This is a genomic window from Bordetella genomosp. 8 (assembly GCF_002119685.1).
GTDB lineage: Bacteria > Pseudomonadota > Gammaproteobacteria > Burkholderiales > Burkholderiaceae_B > Bordetella_C.
In genome coordinates, this window is record NZ_CP021108.1 from 179,348 (window position 1) to 194,659 (window position 15,312).

The following is a 15,312-nucleotide window of genomic DNA, read 5'->3' on the forward strand; positions in this document are numbered from 1 at the left end:
AGTGCGGCGCGGTAGCTGTGGATCTTGGAAAAGGCGGAAAATCGGGACGGGCGTCAGGCAAGTATGTCGCGCAGGGCTGCCATCAGCGCGGCGTGCTCGTCGGGCGTGCCCAGCGAGATGCGCAGGCAATCGGCCAATGCCGGATCGCCGCCGCTGAAATCGCGAACCCGTATTCTGCGCGTTTTCAGGGCTTGATGCACGGCGTTGGCGCCCATCTTGCCGGAAAAGCGCACCAGAAGGAAGTTGGCGGACGAGGGATACACGGTTATGCCCGGCAGGCTGGCCAGTTCCCGGGCCAGGTCGTCGCGCGACGCGCGCAGGCGGGCCGCCTGCTCATCCAGCACCGGCTTGTAGCGCAGGACCGCCAGCAGGACGGCTTCGGTCAGCACGTCGATATTGTAGGGCGGGCGCAGCTTGTCGATCTGCGCGATCCAGGGCGCCGGGCCCGCCAGGTAGCCGAAACGCAGGCCGGCCAGGCCGATCTTGGAGACGGTGCGCAGCACCACTGCGTTGGCCAGCGTGGCGGCGCGCGGCATCCAGGTGCCGTCGGCGTAGGGCTGGTAGGCCTCGTCGATCACCACCAGCCCCGGCGCGGCGGCCAGGATCGTCTCGATGGCCGCATCGGACCAGCGGCCGCCGGTGGGGTTGTTGGGGACCGCCAGGAAGACGACTTTCGGCTGTCGGGCCTGGATGGCCGCCAGCATGGCCGGCAGGTCCAGCTGGAAATCCGGCGTGAGCGGTACGCCGGCGAAGCGGGCGTGGTGAAAGCGCGCCGACAGTTCGAACATGACGAAGGACGGCACCGGCGACAGCACCACGTCGCCCGGCTCGCAGCAGGCCTGCACGATCAGGCTGATCAGCTCGTCGGACCCGTTGCCGAACAGCAGCGCGGCGTCGTCCGGCACGCCGAAGGCCGCGCGTACCGCGGCGTCCAGCGCATCGTGGCGCGCGGCCGGATAGCGGTTCAGGGCCGTGGCGCGGGCGGCGGCGGCGACCGCGTCGCGCACCTGGTCGGGCAAGCCGTACGGGTTCTCCATCGCGTCCAGCTTGATGGCATCTTCCGCGTGGCCCACGGCGTAGGCGGATAGCGCCTGGATATCGGGGCGGATGGTCGTGGCGGCCCGCCGGGCGGCATTCATGCCTTGTCGAGCCGGTACTCGGCGCTGGCGGCGTGCGCCTGCAGGCCTTCGCCGTAGGCCAGGTCGGCCGCGATCCGGCCCAGCGTCTGGGCGCCCTGCCGCGATACCTGGATCAGGCTGGAGCGCTTCTGGAAATCGTAGACGCCCAGCGGCGACGAAAAACGCGCCGTGCGCGAGGTCGGCAGCACGTGGTTGGGGCCCGCGCAGTAATCGCCCAGCGATTCCGACGCGTAGCGGCCCATGAAGATGGCGCCCGCGTGGCGGATCCGCGCCACCCACTTTTCCGGGTCGTCGGTGGAGATTTCCAGGTGCTCGGGGGCGATGTCGTTGGCGATGTCGCAGGCTTCTTCCAGGCTGCGCACGTGGATCAGCGCGCCGCGCTTGCCCAGGCTTTCGCGCAGGATGGCCGCGCGCGGCATGGCGGGCAGCTGGCGGTCGATGGACGCGGCGACTTCGTCCAGGTAGGCGGCGTCCGGGCACAGCAGGATGGCCTGGGCCAGTTCGTCGTGCTCGGCCTGCGAAAACAGGTCCATGGCGATCCAGTCGGCGGGCGTCTTGCCGTCGCAGATGACCAGGATTTCGCTGGGGCCGGCGATCATGTCGATGCCGACCGTGCCGAACACGCGGCGCTTGGCGGCGGCGACGTAGGCATTGCCCGGCCCGACGATCTTGTCCACGGCGGGGATGGTGGCGGTACCGTAGGCCAGCGCGCCCACGGCCTGCGCGCCGCCGATGGCGAAGGCGCGATCGACGCCCGCGATGGCGGCGGCCGCCAGCACCATGGGGTTGCGCAAGCCGTCGGGCGTGGGCGTGACCATGATCAGCTCCGGCACGCCGGCCACCTTGGCCGGGATGGCGTTCATCAGTACGGATGACGGATAGGCGGCCTTGCCGCCGGGGACGTAAAGCCCGACCCGGTCCAGCGACGTGATCTTCTGGCCCAGCATCGTGCCGTCGGCTTCGGTGTAGGTCCAGGTCTCGCCACGCTGTTTCTCGTGATAGGCACGCACGCGCCGCGCGGCGGCTTCCAGGCCCTCGCGCTGGGCGGCCGGCAGCGACTGCAGCGCGGCCTGCCAGCTGTCGCGGGGAATTTCCAGCGCGGCGACGCCGTCGGCCTGCACGCGGTCGAAACGGCGGGTGTATTCCAGCAGCGCCGCATCGCCACGCTGCCGTACGTCCGCCAGGATGTCGGCCGCGGCGCGGTCGATGGATTCGTCCTGCGAGGCTTCGAAGGCCAGCAGCGCGGACAGGGCGGCCGCGAAGCCGGGATCGCGGGAATCGAGGCGGTTGATGGTGCTCATGGCGTACCCCCTTCGAGGCGTATGGGTGCGGCGCTGGCGCGTTCGAAGGCGTCCAGCAGCGGCTGCAGGCGCGCGCCGCGCGTTTTCAAGGCGGCCTGGTTGACGACCAGCCGCGAGGAAATCGGCATGATGTCCTCCACGGCGACCAGGTTGTTGGCGCGCAGCGTGCCGCCGGACGAGACCAGGTCGACGATGGCGTCGGCCAGGCCGACCAGGGGCGCCAGCTCCATCGAGCCGTACAGCTTGATCAGGTCCACGTAGACGCCCTTGGCGGCGAAGTGTTCGCGCGCCGCCTGGACGTATTTGGTCGCCACACGCAGGCGGCCGCCCTGCCGTACCGCGCTCTGGTAGTCGAAGCCGGCGCGCACCGCCACGCACAACCGGCATTTGGCGATGTTCAGGTCGATCGGCTGGTAGATGCCGCCAGGATGGGCCGCGGCGTGCTCGATCAGCACGTCCTTGCCGGCGATGCCGAAGTCCGCCGCGCCGTACTGCACATAGGTCGGCACGTCGGAGGCGCGAACGATGATCAGGCGCAGCCCGGGGTCGCTGGTGGGAATGATCAGCTTGCGGGAGTGCTCGGGATTTTCCGCGACCTCGATGCCGGCTTCCGCCAGCAGGGGCAGGGTTTCCTCGAAAATGCGGCCCTTGGACAGCGCCAGCGTAAGCGGCGCGGAATCGGCGGACGGGCGGATGTCTGGCTGGTTCATTCGGAGGTCCTCAGGGCGCGGCGCGGCCCGGCACGCGTTCTATCTGGGCGCCCAGTTGCCGCAGCTTGCGTTCCATCTGCTGGTAGCCGCGGTCGAGATGATAAATGCGGTCGATCACGGTTTCGCCATCGGCCACCAGGCCGCCGATGACCAGGCTGGCGGAGGCACGCAGGTCGGTGGCCATGACGGCGGCGCCCGACAGGCGCGGCACGCCGCGCACCACGGCGGTGTGGCCGTCGATATCGATGTCCGCGCCCATGCGTATCAGTTCCTGCACGTGCATGTAGCGGTTTTCGAAGATGTTCTCGACGATGACGCCGGTGCCTTCGGCCACCGTGTCCAGCACCATGAACTGCGCCTGCATGTCCGTGGGAAAGCCGGGGTATTCATGCGTGCGCACGCTGACGGCCTTGGGGCGGCCCCGCGCCGTGGCGCGTATCCAGTCGGCGCCGCTTTCCATCGCCAGCCCGGCTTCCGCCAGTTTGTCCAGGATGGCGCCCATGTGGGATGCATCGGTGTGGCGCAGCGTGATCTCGCCGCCGGTGGCCGCGACGGCGCAGAGGAAGGTGCCGGCTTCGATGCGGTCCGGGATGACGCTGTGCGACGCGCCGTGCAGGCGTTCGACGCCGTCGATGACGATGCGGTCGGTGCCGTGTCCCTGTATGCGGGCGCCCATCTTGATCAGCAGCTCGGCCAGGTCCACGACTTCCGGCTCGCGGGCGGCGTTTTCCAGCACGGTGCGGCCTTCCGCCAGCGTGGCGGCCATCAGCAGGTTTTCGGTGCCGGTGACGGTGACCATGTCGGTGCGGACGGACGCGCCCTTCAGACGCTTGGCGCGGGCCACCACGAAGCCGTGTTCCAGCTTGATATCGGCGCCCAGCGCGGCCAGGCCCTTGATGTGCTGGTCGACCGGCCGCTGGCCGATGGAGCAGCCGCCCGGCAGGCTGACGCGTGCTTCGCCGAAGCGGGCCAGCAAGGGGCCCAGCACCAGGATGGATGCGCGCATGGTCTTGACCAGCTCGTAGGGCGCTTCCAGTTTGTCGACGTGGTCGGCCTGCAGGGTGACCACGCCGTCGGACTGGCGCTCGGCGCGCACGCCGACCTGTCCCAGCAGGCGCAGCATGGTGGAGATGTCGTTCAGTTCCGGCACGTTGCGCAGGGTCAGCGCGTCGGCCGTCAGCAGTCCGGCGCACAGGATGGGCAAGGCCGCGTTCTTGGCGCCGGAAACGTCGACTTCGCCGCGCAGGGCCGTGCCGCCGGTGATGCGTAGCTTGTCCATTACTGCGCCGCCTTGTATTCGGTGGGCGTGAGGGTGCGCATGGACAGCGCATGGATTTCGGCTTTCATGCGGTCGCCCAGGGCGGCGTAGACCAGCTGATGCCGGGCGATCGGCCGCTTGCCTTCGAAGGCCGCGCTGACGATGACCGCGTCGAAATGCGAACCGTCGCCCTGCACTTCGATGTGTTCACAGGGCAGTCCGTCGGCGATGTATTGGCGGACCTGCTCGGGTGTGGGCAACATGGGCTCAGTTCCTTAGTTTGTAGCCGCTGGCGAGCAGTCGGATTGCGTAGGTCGCCAGGGCCAGGAAGACGCAGCTGACCACCGCCAGGCTGCGCCAGGGCGACACGTCGGACACCGAGAAGAAGCCGTAGCGGAAGCCATCGATGGTATAGAAGATGGGATTCCAATGCGATACGCCCTGCCAGAAAGGCGGCAGCGTATGGATCGAATAGAAAACGCCGGACAGGAAGGTCGCCGGCATGATCAGGAAGTTCTGGAACGCCGCGAGCTGGTCGAATTTTTCCGAGAACAAGCCGGCGATCACTCCCAGGCTGCCCATGATGCCGCAGGCCAGCACCGCGAAAACCAGCACCCACAGGGGATGGGCCGGCATCAGCGGGATGAAGCACAGCGCCACCAGCCATACGCACAGCCCGACGGCGATGCCGCGCGCGATGGCCGCGATCACGTAGGCGCAATAGATGTCCCGGTGCGACAGCGGCGGCAGCAGGATGAATACCAGGTTGCCGGTGATGCGGCTCTGGATCAGCGAGGACGACGGGTTGGCGAAGCCGTTCTGCAGCATGCTCATCATCATCAGTCCCGGAATCAGGAAGGATGTGTAGGGCACGGTGCCGTACACGTGCACGCGGTCCTGCAGCACCTGGGCGAACACCAGCAGATACAGCAGCGCCGTGATGACGGGCGCGGCGATGGTCTGGAAGCTGACCTTCCAGAAGCGCATGAGCTCCTTGCGCAATAGCGTGGGGAAGCCGGAACCGGCCGGTACGCCGGCGTCCAGCATGGGCGAACCGATGGAACCCAGGGGGGCGGGCGCGTTCACGATACGACCTCCGTCAGCTGGGCGTCGTCTTCGCTGTGCATGATGCGCACGAAGGCGTCTTCCAGGTCCACGCCGCCCACGCGGGCCAGCAGCGCCGGCGTCGTGTCCAGAGCGACGATGCGGCCCGCTTTCAGCATGGCGATGCGGCCGCACAGGGCTTCGGCTTCTTCCAGGTAGTGGGTGGTCAGCATGATGGTGTGGCCGGCCTTGTTCAGGCGCGAGATGAATTCCCACAGCGTGCGGCGCAGGTCCACGTCGACGCCGGCGGTCGGTTCGTCCAGGACGATGACCGGCGGGCGGTGCACCAGGGCCTGCGCGACCAGCACGCGCCGCTTCATCCCGCCGGACAGGGCGCGCATGTTCGCGTCCGCCTTGTCCGCCAGACCGAGGTTGAAGAGGATCTCGTCTATCCAGTCGTCGTTGTTGCGCAGGCCGAAGTATCCCGACTGGATGCGCAAGGTTTCGCGGACGGTGAAGAACGGATCGTAGACCAGTTCCTGCGGGACCACGCCCAGGGCGCGCCGCGCCTGCCGGTAGTCGGTCTGCACGTCGTGGCCGCAGACGCTGGCGCTGCCTTCGTTGGGACGGGCGAGTCCGGCCAGGACGGAGATCAGCGTGGTCTTGCCCGCGCCGTTGGGCCCCAGCAGGCCGAAGAATTCACCGGGCTGGATGTCGAGGCTGACATTCCTCAGCGCCTGGAAGCCCGGGGCCGCGGGGCGGCCCAGCCATTTCTTCCAAGCCGGCTGGCGGGGGGCGTAGATTTTGGAGACGTTCTGGAGACGGACGGCGGACATGATGCGGGGAACAGCCCGGAAAAGAGCCAATCCGCCATTATATGACCGCGCCCGGGTTTTCCCGGGGCATGGCCCCGGCCCGCGCAGGGTCGTCCCGGGCGGTGCCGGCCGGGGCGGCCGGCCACCCCGGGCCTTTACTGCGTGTTGCGCTGGTTCAGCGCCTTGATCAGGCCGTCGATGCCGTTCTGGTTGATTTCCTGCGCGAACTGGTTGCGGTAGTTCTGGATCAGCCAGATGCCCTCGACGTTCAGATCATAGATCTTCCAGCCGCCGGGGGTCTGCTCCAGCCGGTAGTCCACGCCCACCGATTGGCCGTTCGACTGGTTGATCGTGCTGCGCACGACCGCGTCCGTGCCGTCGATATTCGAACCGGTCACCTTGATGTTGGTGCCGTTGTCCACGCGCGTCAGGGCGCCGCTGTAGGTGCGCACCAGCGTGCCCCGGAAGGCCTCGGCCAGCGCGGTGCGCTGCTGCGGCGTGGCCTGGCGCCAGTAGCGGCCGGCCGCCAGGCGCGTGGTCTTCTCGAAGTCCACGTAGGGCAGGATGTACTGGTTGACGACCTCGTTCACCCGGCCCAGGTTGCCGTTCCTGACGCCGCCGTCGGTCTTCAGCACCTGCAGGGTCTGGTTGGCGGCTTCCTGCACCAGCTTTTCGGGCGGATCCTTCGGATTCGGCGCGGACTGCGCCTGCCCGGCCAGGGCCAGGCCCAGCAGGCCGAACAGACCGGTCACGCAAAGGCGTTGCAACAGGGAAAGGGGGTAAAACCGCATGCTTGCTCCTTCAGAGTCCTTCAGAGTTCGGGAAAGAAAGGCGGGAACGCGCCGGGGGCGCGGGCCTGCCGGCCCTGCCCGTCCGTCGCAAGATCCGCGCCCTTCTTATTGGCGCTTGGGCGCCGGGGCCGGCGTGGTGCTGCCCGCACCCGCACCGCCTATGCCCGGGGCGGCGGGCGCCGGCGTGGCACCTGCCCCGGCGGGGGCGGCGCTGTCGTCCTCGTCATCATAATTGGGCAGGTTGCTGTCGCTGCCCGCCTTGCGGCCGAGTACCATCGCGGCGCGCCGCTGCAGGTAGGCATCGCGGACGAAGCTGTAGGGATCCAGGGCGACGCGGTCGACCGTGTCGGTCGCGTCCAGCAGGCTGGCGCGGCGGTCGACCACCCACAGGCCGTACAGCGAGTTGCGCACGGGGACGTTGTCAATGGCGCCGACGCTGGTCCATTGGTTGCCGACGAAGTCACCCGCCAGGCCGGCGGTGTCGCGGATGGTGCTGGAGCCCCAGAACGGCAGGACCATATAGGGTCCCTGGCTTATGCCCCAGACGCCCAGCGTGGTGCCGAAGTCGTTGGGAATGCGCTTGGCGCCGTTGGCCGTGGCGACGTCGAAGCAGCCGCCCACGCCCATGGTGGTGTTGAACAGGAAACGGCCGAAGGTGTTGATGGCGTCGGTGCCGCGGCCCTGCAGCATGCTGTTGGCCGCCGCCCAGATATCGGCGACGTTATTGAAGATGTTGTGGATGCAGCTTTGCACCGGCTGCGGCGTGACGGTCGTATAGCCCACGGCGATGGGACGCAGTACGGCACGGTCGACTTTGTCGTTGAAGGTATAGACGCCCCGGTTGAAGCCTTCCCACGGATCGCGCGGATCCGGGTTCTGCACGGTGGCGCAGCCTGCCAGGCCCGCGCCTGCGGCGGCGATGGCGAAAATGCGAGTCAGGGTGTTCTTTTTCATTTGATCGTCTTTTTGCTGGGACAGCCTGTCGGCCGATCGCGTCCGTTCGTGCCGCGCCTCCCCTCTTCCCCTGGGCGCAGGCCTTTACGTTCGCATCGGTGCAAGAAAAATTCGGGTCAATGGGATTGCGGTTGAGCCTGCGGTTGCGCCGGCGGCGAGGATCCCCCTCCAGCGGGCGCGGATCCCTGCTTTTCCGCCGTGCCGTAAAGGAACTGGCTGATCAGGTTTTCCAGAACGACCGCGCTCTGGGTATAACGGATTTTGTCGCCATTCGCAAAGTCCGCGTCGTCGCCGCCCGCGGTCAGCCCGATGTATTGCTCGCCCAGGAGGCCGGCCGTCAGGATGGCCGCCGATGAATCCTTCGGGAATTTGAAATCCGAATCCAGGCTCAGGGTGACCACCGCCTGGAAGCTCTTGTCGTCGAAACGGATGTGGCTGACGCGGCCGACCACGACGCCGGCGCTCTTGACCGCCGCGCGCTCCTTCAGGCCGCCGATATTGTCGAACTGCGCCGTCACATCGTAGGTGGGCGCGAAGGAAAAGGCGCTGAGGTTGCCGGCGCGCAACGCCAGGAAGACCAGGGCCGCGGCGCCGAGCAGCACGAACAGGCCTACCCAGAAATCGGTTTTTTGACGTGACATGAGAAATCCGTATCAGTTGCCGAACATCAAGGCGGTGAGGAGGAAGTCCAGCGCCAGCACCGCCAGCGAACCCACCACCACGGTGCGGGTGGTGGCGCGGGCCACGCCTTCCGGCGTCGGCCTTGCCTGCCACCCTTCGTAGAGCGCCACCAGCGTCACCGCTACGCCGAAGACGATGCTTTTCAGCACCCCGTTGGCGACATCGTTCCATACATCGACGCCGCCCTGCATCTGCGACCAGAACGCGCCGGCATCAACCCCTATCATGACGACGCCGACCAGCCAGCCGCCCATGATGCCCACCATCGAGAATACGGCGGCCAGGATGGGCATGGCGATGATGCCGCCCCACAGTCGCGGCACCAGCACGCGGCGCATGGGGTCGACGGCCATGACTTCCATGGCGGCCAGTTGTTCGCCGGCCTTCATCAGGCCGATTTCCGCCGTGAGCGAGGTGCCGGCGCGGCCGGCGAACAGCAGCGCCGTCACCACCGGCCCCAGTTCGCGGACCAGCGACAGGGCGACCAGCAGGCCGAGCGATTCTTCCGAGCCATAGCGCCGCAGGGTGTAGTAACCCTGCAGGCCCAGCACGAAGCCGACGAACATGCCGGACACCGCGATGATGACCAGAGAATAATTGCCGATGAAGTGCACCTGCTGCGACACCAGGCGCGGGCGGCGCAGCGCGATGCCGCTCTTGGCCAGCAGCGCGCCGAAGAACCGGGTGAAGTAGCCGATGCCGCCGATCAGGTCGATGACCCAGCCGCCCAGGCGGCTGACCGGATTGGCGGAGCCGGCGCTGGAATCGCTCATGGCTTGCGTCCTTCTTGTCGGGCGAGCCAGCGGTCGAAGGCCGGCGTGTCCGGATAGTGGAAAGCCACCGGGCCGTCCGGCTCGCCGCCCAGGAACTGCCGGACGTAGGGATCGGTGGATGCCGACAAGGCGTCGGGCGCGCCGGAGGCCACCAGGCGGCCCTGTCCGACCAGGTAGACCTGGTCGGCGATGGCGAAGGATTCCTGCACGTCGTGCGTGATCAGCACGGATGCGCATTTCAGGCGGTCGGACAGGTCGCGGATCAGCCGCGCCGTGATGCCCATGGAAATGGGGTCGAGTCCCGCGAAGGGCTCGTCATACAGGATCAGCTCGGGTTCCAGCACGACGGCGCGCGCCAGGGCGACGCGCCGCGCCATGCCGCCGGAGATTTCCGCGACCTTCAGATGCGCGGCGGCGCGCAGGCCGACGGCATGCAGCTTGTCCAGTACGCGTTCGAGGATTTCCGCTTCGCCATAGCGGGTGTGCTCGCGCAGCGGGAAGGCGACGTTTTCGAATACGTCCAGGTCGGTGAACAGCGCGCCCTGCTGGAACAGCACGCCCATGCGCTTGCGCAGGCCTTCCAGTTCCGCCGGGGAAACCTGGCTCATGTCCTGGCCGAACACGCGCACCGTGCCGGCGCGCGCCCGCAGCTGGCCGGTGGCGGCCCGCAACATGGTTGTCTTGCCCGACCCGGAGCCGCCCATGACCGCGACCACCTGCCCGGCGGTGACGGTCATGGAAATGCCCTGCAGTACCGTGAAGTCCCCATATCCCAGGGAAACGTCGGTGAACTGCAAGGCGGAGCCGCGGCGGGTATCTGAGTCGGTCGGCATACGGTGGCAGGCTGGGAGAGGGACGGTCCGTCCCCGCGAGCCGTGCATTGTAGCCTGCCGCTACTGGTGCTTTCCCTGGTACCGATATGGTCTTTCGCGGCCGTTCAACGTAGCGCGACCAGGAAGACCAGCGCGCCGCCCCCCAGCAGCAGGAACGGGCTGACGCGCGTGCGCAACAGCAGAAGGGTCGAAGCGATGGCGACGACCCAGGCCCAGGCGCCGCCCTCCGCCGCCCGCAGGATGGTGCAGGAGGCGGCCAGGATCATGCCGGCGGCCACGGGCGCCAGGCCGGTCTCGATGGCGCGGATCCAGACGCGGCCCTTGTAGCGCTGCCACACATGGGCCAGGGCATAGATGAGCACGGTACTGGGTACGAAGATGGCGAACGAGGCCACCAGCGCGCCCAGGATGCCCTGGACCTGCCATCCGACCAGGGTGACCAGGAGCGAGCCGGGCCCGGGCGTGATGCGCGACAGCGCGAACAGGTCCAGGAACTGGGCGTCGTTCATCCAGCCATAGGCCTGCACCGCCTGGCGGTGGATGTCGGCCACCACGCTCTGTCCGCCGCCCACGGTCAGGAAGGACAGCGGCGCGAACACGGTGAACAGGTCCCAGAGCGCGGCGCCGCCGGTCATGATCGCCCCCCGGCGCGGCGCAGCCTGAGATACGCCAGCAGGATGGACAGGGGCGCGGCCACGCCCACCACCCACAGCAGCGGCAGGCCGGCCAGGAATATCGCGCCGAACACGCCGGCCATGATCAGGATGGGCACGGCGCCCGTGGCGGCCCGGTAGGCCGCGCGCAGGCCCATCTGCAGCGACAGGCCGACCGCGGCGGCGGCGACGCCGGCCAGCACCAGGTGCACGGTCGAGGAACGGGAAAGCTCGGCGAACAGCGCGGCCAGGAGGATGGCCACGGCCATGGGCGGGACGATCATGCCCAGCGCCGCCACGAAGGCGCCGCGGCCGCCCCGCAGGCGAAAGCCTATCCATATGGAGAGGTTCACCACGTTGACGCCGGGGAAGGCCTGGGCCAGCGCCAGGCCGCTCAGGAATTCCGTTTCCGACAGCCAGCGGCGCGCCTGGACGAATTCCCGCAGCATCCAGCCGCTCAGCCCGCCGCCGAAGCTGGTCAGGCCGATCTTGGCGAAAGCCGTGAAAATCTGGGCCAGGGTCGGCGCCTGGGCCGGCACGGCGATGTCGGAGGTAGCGGCGGGCGGGCGCACGATGCGGCGGTCGGTGAAGATTGAGCCGCAATCTTACCCGCGGCCAGTTGTCTTCCTACTTAACGGCCGGTGCGGGCCCGAATAAACCCCCGAGTCGCCCCATCCGGCTCCTCAGGCGCCGTCCAGGCTAGAACCGATAGCCGACGCCGATCGTCGCAACCCAGGGATTGATGCGCGCGGTGCCGATGCGCTCGCCGTCCAGCTTCACCTTGGACGAGATATCGATGTAGCGGATGTCGGCGTTCATGAACCAGCGTTCGCTGATCTTCACGTCCATGCCCAGCTGGGCGGCCACGCCCCAGGAATCCTGCAGCTTCAGGTCCGAGCCGCTGATGGCGCCTTCGCTCTTGGTGTCGAAGAAGTGGGTGTAATTCACCCCGACGCCGACATAGGGCTGGATGGTGCTGTCAGGCAGGAAGTGCCATTGCAGGCTCAAGGTGGGCGGCAACTGCTTGGTGGAGCCGATCTTGCCCAGTCCGCCGCTGCCGCGGATGTCGTGCTCGAAGGGCCAGGCGCCCAGCAGTTCGACGCCGATGTTGCGCGTGGCCATATAGGTCAGCGTGAAGCTGGGGCGCACGCTATTGCTGACGTCCAGGTCGACACCGCCGTTCAGGACGCTGCCGTTGTCGGACTTGGGGCGTACCTGCGTCACGCCGACCTTGAACAGCACGTCGCCGGCTTCGTGCGCGTACGTGGGCAGGGCGCAGGCGGCGGCAAGCAGGGCGGCAAGGGCGGCGGCGCGCGGGTGCGCGATGAGGGGGGACATGACGATTCTCCATATGTGTCATTTGGTGAATCGTCAGGTTCGCCGAGCGCTACCCGCGCCCGCTTGATCTGGGTCAACCAGCGGATGAGCAGCGCGCCCGTTGACCCACGTCAAAACGTGGCGCCGGAAACCCGCCTGTGCTCCCCGTGGCCCGGCGGGACCGCGATAGTCCACGACCCCCGGGTATGGTTTCTTGCCACCTCGCGGCCAAGATGCGTCACCATAACGGTTCTCCACATCCTTGAATCGTCCCGAGCCTGGTCATGTCACAGAAATCGGCGGATAGCGAAGCCGAGAGGCAGTCCCCTCCCCTGGAAAACCCCGCGACGGCGCATCGCCTCGATACCGCGCTCCTGATGGCGATGGCGGTCGCCTGCGGCGTCTTCGTCGCGAACGTGTATTTCAACCAGCCGATACTCGAGCTGCTGCAGCGGGCCTTCCCGCAATCCGTCGGCCTGGTGAACCTGGTTCCGACCGCGACCCAGCTGGGTTTCGCGTGCGGCCTGTTTTTCCTGGTGCCCTTGGGAGACCGGGTCGATCGGCGGAAATTGATCCTCGGTCAGGCAGCCTTGCTGATCGTGGCCCTGGTCTGCGTGGCAACGGCGCCGAATGTCTGGGCGCTCGTCGCCGCGTCAGCGGTGGTGGGCCTGTCGGCATCGGTCGCCCAGCAGATCGTCCCGTTCGCGGCCGAACTGGCGACCCCCGGGCGCCGTGGCCAGGTCGTCGGGACGGTAATGAGCGGCGTGCTTTGCGGGATGCTCCTGGGCCGGGCCTTTGGCGGCTTTGCCGGCGACCATTGGGGCTGGCGCGCGACCTTCTGGCTGGGCGCGATCACGACCGCCCTGGCGTGGCTGATGCTGTTGGCCAGGCTTCCGCACAGCGAGCCCAAGACGGACCACGGCTACTTTCGCCTGATGAAGTCGCTCATCGTGCTGTGGCGGGAAGAGCCCCTGCTGCGCCGGGCGACGTGCATCCAGGCCGCCTTGTTCGGGTCCTTCATCGGGCTATGGACCATCCTGGCCTTGCGGCTGCACCAGGCCTTTGGCCTGGGCGCCGATGTGGCGGGCCTCATGGGCGTGGTGGGCGCGGCGGGTATCCTGATCGCCCCGCTCGCTGGCCGCGTCGCCGATCGCCGCGGACCCCATGCCGTGATCGGGCTCGGCTGCCTGATCATGCTGCTGTCGTACGCGGTGCTCGGCTTCTGGGGCAGCCTCGTCGGCCTGGTCGCCGGCATCGTCCTGCTGGATTTCGGTGAACAGGCAGCGCTCATCTCCAACCAGCACGTGATCTATGCCCTGCGTCCCGAAGCCAGGAGCCGGCTCAACACCTTGTTCATGAGCGGCATGTTCGTCGGGGGCGCCGCCGGCTCGTGGGGCGCGGGCGTCAGTTGGCGGCTGGGCGGCTGGCCCGCCGCCAGCCTGTTCGGCGGTGCCCTGGTCCTGCTGGCCTTCATCCTGCATTTTTCCGGCAGGCTGGCCGCGAGGAGAAAGGCAGGAGCCTGAAGCGGAGAAAGGCCGGGGCCTGAAGCGCCCGGCCGGTCCCCCGCCAGGTTCAGCGCGGCAGGTCGCTGTCGCCCATCAGGAAGGCATCGACCGCGCGCGCGCATTGGCGGCCTTCGCGGATCGCCCAGACGACCAGCGACTGGCCGCGCCGCATGTCGCCGGCGGCGAAGACTTTCTCCACGCTGGTGCGGTAGTCGTCGGTGTTCGCGCGCACGTTGCCGCGCGCGTCGCGATCGACGCCGAAGGATTCCAGCACCTGCTGGCGCGGCGCCACGAAGCCCATGGCCAGCAGCACCAGGTCGGCCTTGACCTCGAACTCCGAGCCTTCGACTTCGCGCATCTTCATCTGGCCGGTGGCTTCGTCCTTCACCCATTCCACCCGGGCCGCGATCAGCTTGCGCACCACGCCTTTTTCGCCCACCAGCGACTTGGTCGTCACGGCCCAGTCGCGGTCGCAGCCTTCTTCATGCGAAGAGGACGTACGCAGCTTGGCGGGCCAGTACGGCCAGGTCATCGGCTTGTTTTCCGATTCCGGGGGCTGCGGCATCAGTTCGAACTGGGTCACCGAAACGGCGCCATGCCGGTTGCTGGTGCCCACGCAATCGGAGCCCGTATCGCCGCCGCCGATCACCACCACGTGCTTGCCCTTGGCCAGCGTCTGGTCCGTCAGGCGATCGCCCGCCACGGCCTTGTTCTGCTGGCGCAGGAAGTCCATGGCGTAGTACACGCCCTGCAGTTCGCGGCCGGGCACCGGCAGGTCGCGCGGCGTTTCCGAACCGCCGGCCATCACCACCGCGTCGAATTCCTCGCGCAGCGATTCGGGCGTGCGCGCCGTCAGGCCGTCCGCCGCCGGGTCGGCGGGGTTGCCGATATAGGTCGACGGGCTGAACTCCACGCCTTCCGCTTCCATCTGCGAGATGCGGCGGTCGATCTGCGATTTTTCCAGCTTGAAGTCGGGGATGCCGTAGCGCAGCAGGCCACCGATGCGGTCGCTCTTTTCGAATACCGTCACGGCGTGGCCGGCGCGGGCCAACTGTTGCGCGCAGGCCAGGCCGGCCGGGCCGGAGCCCACCACCGCGACCTTCTTGCCCGTCTTGCGCGACGGCGGCTGCGGCACGACCCAGCCTTCTTCCCAGCCCTTGTCGATGATGGCGTGCTCGATCGACTTGATGCCCACCGCATCGTTGTTGATGTTGAGGGTACAGGCGGCCTCGCAGGGCGCCGGGCAGATGCGGCCGGTGAATTCCGGGAAGTTGTTGGTGGAGTGCAGCACGTCCAGCGCCTTGCGCCATTCCTGCCGGTACACCAGGTCGTTCCAGTCCGGGATGATGTTGTTGACCGGGCAGCCGTTGTTGCAGAACGGGATGCCGCAATCCATGCAGCGCGCCGCTTGCACCTTGGACGCTTCGTCGTCCAGACGCACGACGAATTCGCGCCAGGTCTTCAGGCGCGCGGACGGGGCTTCATGGGCCTCATGCAGGCGCTGGTATTCGAGAAATCCGGTGATTTTTCCCATGGTC

The 15,312-nt window shown here is 67.8% G+C and carries 17 protein-coding genes; 1 reads left to right on the forward strand and 16 read right to left on the reverse strand.

Annotated features, from left to right (window positions below; genetic code table 11):
• Positions 1-53: 53 nt before the first annotated feature.
• The 15 genes from hisC to CAL12_RS00905 all read right to left on the reverse strand — a co-directional run bounded on the left by hisC (position 54) and on the right by CAL12_RS00905 (position 12,290).
• The gene (hisC, locus tag CAL12_RS00835) at positions 54-1,139 is read right to left on the reverse strand and encodes a histidinol-phosphate transaminase (protein WP_086062744.1); all 1,086 of its coding nucleotides are present in this window, start codon (positions 1,137-1,139) and stop codon (positions 54-56) included.
• A complete protein-coding gene (gene hisD, locus CAL12_RS00840; protein ID WP_086062745.1) occupies positions 1,136-2,440 on the reverse strand; it encodes a histidinol dehydrogenase in 1,305 nt (434 codons plus the stop codon). Before hisD ends, hisC begins: the two co-directional genes overlap by 4 nt.
• Positions 2,437-3,150 carry an ATP phosphoribosyltransferase gene (hisG, locus tag CAL12_RS00845; protein WP_086062746.1) on the reverse strand — a complete coding sequence of 238 codons (714 nt, stop codon included), beginning with the start codon at positions 3,148-3,150 and terminating at the stop codon, positions 2,437-2,439. Before hisG ends, hisD begins: the two co-directional genes overlap by 4 nt.
• A gap of 10 nt (positions 3,151-3,160) precedes the next feature.
• Entirely contained in the window at positions 3,161-4,429 is a 1,269-nt protein-coding gene (gene murA, locus CAL12_RS00850; protein ID WP_086062747.1) for a UDP-N-acetylglucosamine 1-carboxyvinyltransferase, read from the reverse strand.
• The gene (locus tag CAL12_RS00855; protein WP_086062748.1) at positions 4,429-4,671 is read right to left on the reverse strand and encodes a BolA family protein; all 243 of its coding nucleotides are present in this window, start codon (positions 4,669-4,671) and stop codon (positions 4,429-4,431) included. Before CAL12_RS00855 ends, murA begins: the two co-directional genes overlap by 1 nt.
• A gap of 4 nt (positions 4,672-4,675) precedes the next feature.
• Positions 4,676-5,455 carry an ABC transporter permease gene (locus CAL12_RS00860; RefSeq protein ID WP_086067599.1) on the reverse strand — a complete coding sequence of 260 codons (780 nt, stop codon included), beginning with the start codon at positions 5,453-5,455 and terminating at the stop codon, positions 4,676-4,678.
• Between the two features lie 35 nt (positions 5,456-5,490).
• Entirely contained in the window at positions 5,491-6,288 is a 798-nt protein-coding gene (locus CAL12_RS00865) for an ABC transporter ATP-binding protein (RefSeq protein ID WP_086062749.1), read from the reverse strand.
• Positions 6,289-6,422: 134 nt separating this feature from the next.
• Entirely contained in the window at positions 6,423-7,058 is a 636-nt protein-coding gene (locus tag CAL12_RS00870; RefSeq protein WP_086062750.1) for an MlaC/ttg2D family ABC transporter substrate-binding protein, read from the reverse strand.
• 105 nt (positions 7,059-7,163) lie between these two features.
• Positions 7,164-8,012: an MlaA family lipoprotein gene (locus CAL12_RS00875; RefSeq protein ID WP_086062751.1), complete on the reverse strand. Its 849-nt coding sequence runs from the start codon at positions 8,010-8,012 to the stop codon at positions 7,164-7,166.
• 116 nt (positions 8,013-8,128) lie between these two features.
• On the reverse strand, positions 8,129-8,653 hold the full coding sequence (gene mlaD / locus CAL12_RS00880) for an outer membrane lipid asymmetry maintenance protein MlaD (RefSeq protein ID WP_086062752.1): 525 nt from the start codon (positions 8,651-8,653) through the stop codon (positions 8,129-8,131).
• Between the two features lie 12 nt (positions 8,654-8,665).
• Entirely contained in the window at positions 8,666-9,466 is an 801-nt protein-coding gene (gene mlaE, locus CAL12_RS00885; RefSeq protein ID WP_086062753.1) for a lipid asymmetry maintenance ABC transporter permease subunit MlaE, read from the reverse strand.
• Complete coding sequence (locus tag CAL12_RS00890; RefSeq protein ID WP_086062754.1) at positions 9,463-10,299, reverse strand: ABC transporter ATP-binding protein; 837 nt, start codon at positions 10,297-10,299, stop codon at positions 9,463-9,465. Before CAL12_RS00890 ends, mlaE begins: the two co-directional genes overlap by 4 nt.
• 104 nt (positions 10,300-10,403) lie before the next feature.
• Complete coding sequence (locus CAL12_RS00895) at positions 10,404-10,934, reverse strand: chromate transporter (RefSeq protein ID WP_086062755.1); 531 nt, start codon at positions 10,932-10,934, stop codon at positions 10,404-10,406.
• Positions 10,931-11,524, reverse strand: a complete 594-nt coding sequence (locus CAL12_RS00900; RefSeq protein WP_232464660.1) for a chromate transporter — start codon at positions 11,522-11,524, stop codon at positions 10,931-10,933. The genes CAL12_RS00895 and CAL12_RS00900 overlap by 4 nt, the downstream gene beginning before the upstream one ends.
• 127 nt (positions 11,525-11,651) lie before the next feature.
• On the reverse strand, positions 11,652-12,290 hold the full coding sequence (locus CAL12_RS00905) for an OmpW/AlkL family protein (protein ID WP_086062756.1): 639 nt from the start codon (positions 12,288-12,290) through the stop codon (positions 11,652-11,654).
• A gap of 263 nt (positions 12,291-12,553) precedes the next feature.
• Here CAL12_RS00905 and CAL12_RS00910 point away from each other — a divergent pair, with 263 nt between their 5' ends.
• Positions 12,554-13,792 (forward strand): MFS transporter, encoded by a 1,239-nt coding sequence (locus CAL12_RS00910; protein WP_086062757.1) that lies wholly within the window; start codon positions 12,554-12,556, stop codon positions 13,790-13,792.
• Between the two features lie 49 nt (positions 13,793-13,841).
• Here the strand turns inward: CAL12_RS00910 and CAL12_RS00915 are convergent, their stop codons facing one another.
• A complete protein-coding gene (locus CAL12_RS00915) occupies positions 13,842-15,308 on the reverse strand; it encodes a glutamate synthase subunit beta (protein WP_086062758.1) in 1,467 nt (488 codons plus the stop codon).
• Positions 15,309-15,312: the final 4 nt, after the last annotated feature.

Coding starts and splice junctions, on each gene's coding strand:
- hisC (WP_086062744.1), bottom strand. CDS start 1,139: ATGAATGCCGCCCGGCGGGCCGCCACGACCATCCGCCCCGATATCCAG.
- hisD (WP_086062745.1), bottom strand. CDS start 2,440: ATGAGCACCATCAACCGCCTCGATTCCCGCGATCCCGGCTTCGCGGCC.
- hisG (WP_086062746.1), bottom strand. CDS start 3,150: ATGAACCAGCCAGACATCCGCCCGTCCGCCGATTCCGCGCCGCTTACG.
- murA (WP_086062747.1), bottom strand. CDS start 4,429: ATGGACAAGCTACGCATCACCGGCGGCACGGCCCTGCGCGGCGAAGTC.
- CAL12_RS00855 (WP_086062748.1), bottom strand. CDS start 4,671: ATGTTGCCCACACCCGAGCAGGTCCGCCAATACATCGCCGACGGACTG.
- CAL12_RS00860 (WP_086067599.1), bottom strand. CDS start 5,455: ATGCTGGACGCCGGCGTACCGGCCGGTTCCGGCTTCCCCACGCTATTG.
- CAL12_RS00865 (WP_086062749.1), bottom strand. CDS start 6,288: ATGTCCGCCGTCCGTCTCCAGAACGTCTCCAAAATCTACGCCCCCCGC.
- CAL12_RS00870 (WP_086062750.1), bottom strand. CDS start 7,058: ATGCGGTTTTACCCCCTTTCCCTGTTGCAACGCCTTTGCGTGACCGGT.
- CAL12_RS00875 (WP_086062751.1), bottom strand. CDS start 8,012: ATGAAAAAGAACACCCTGACTCGCATTTTCGCCATCGCCGCCGCAGGC.
- mlaD (WP_086062752.1), bottom strand. CDS start 8,653: ATGTCACGTCAAAAAACCGATTTCTGGGTAGGCCTGTTCGTGCTGCTC.
- mlaE (WP_086062753.1), bottom strand. CDS start 9,466: ATGAGCGATTCCAGCGCCGGCTCCGCCAATCCGGTCAGCCGCCTGGGC.
- CAL12_RS00890 (WP_086062754.1), bottom strand. CDS start 10,299: ATGCCGACCGACTCAGATACCCGCCGCGGCTCCGCCTTGCAGTTCACC.
- CAL12_RS00895 (WP_086062755.1), bottom strand. CDS start 10,934: ATGACCGGCGGCGCCGCGCTCTGGGACCTGTTCACCGTGTTCGCGCCG.
- CAL12_RS00905 (WP_086062756.1), bottom strand. CDS start 12,290: ATGTCCCCCCTCATCGCGCACCCGCGCGCCGCCGCCCTTGCCGCCCTG.
- CAL12_RS00910 (WP_086062757.1), top strand. CDS start 12,554: ATGTCACAGAAATCGGCGGATAGCGAAGCCGAGAGGCAGTCCCCTCCC.
- CAL12_RS00915 (WP_086062758.1), bottom strand. CDS start 15,308: ATGGGAAAAATCACCGGATTTCTCGAATACCAGCGCCTGCATGAGGCC.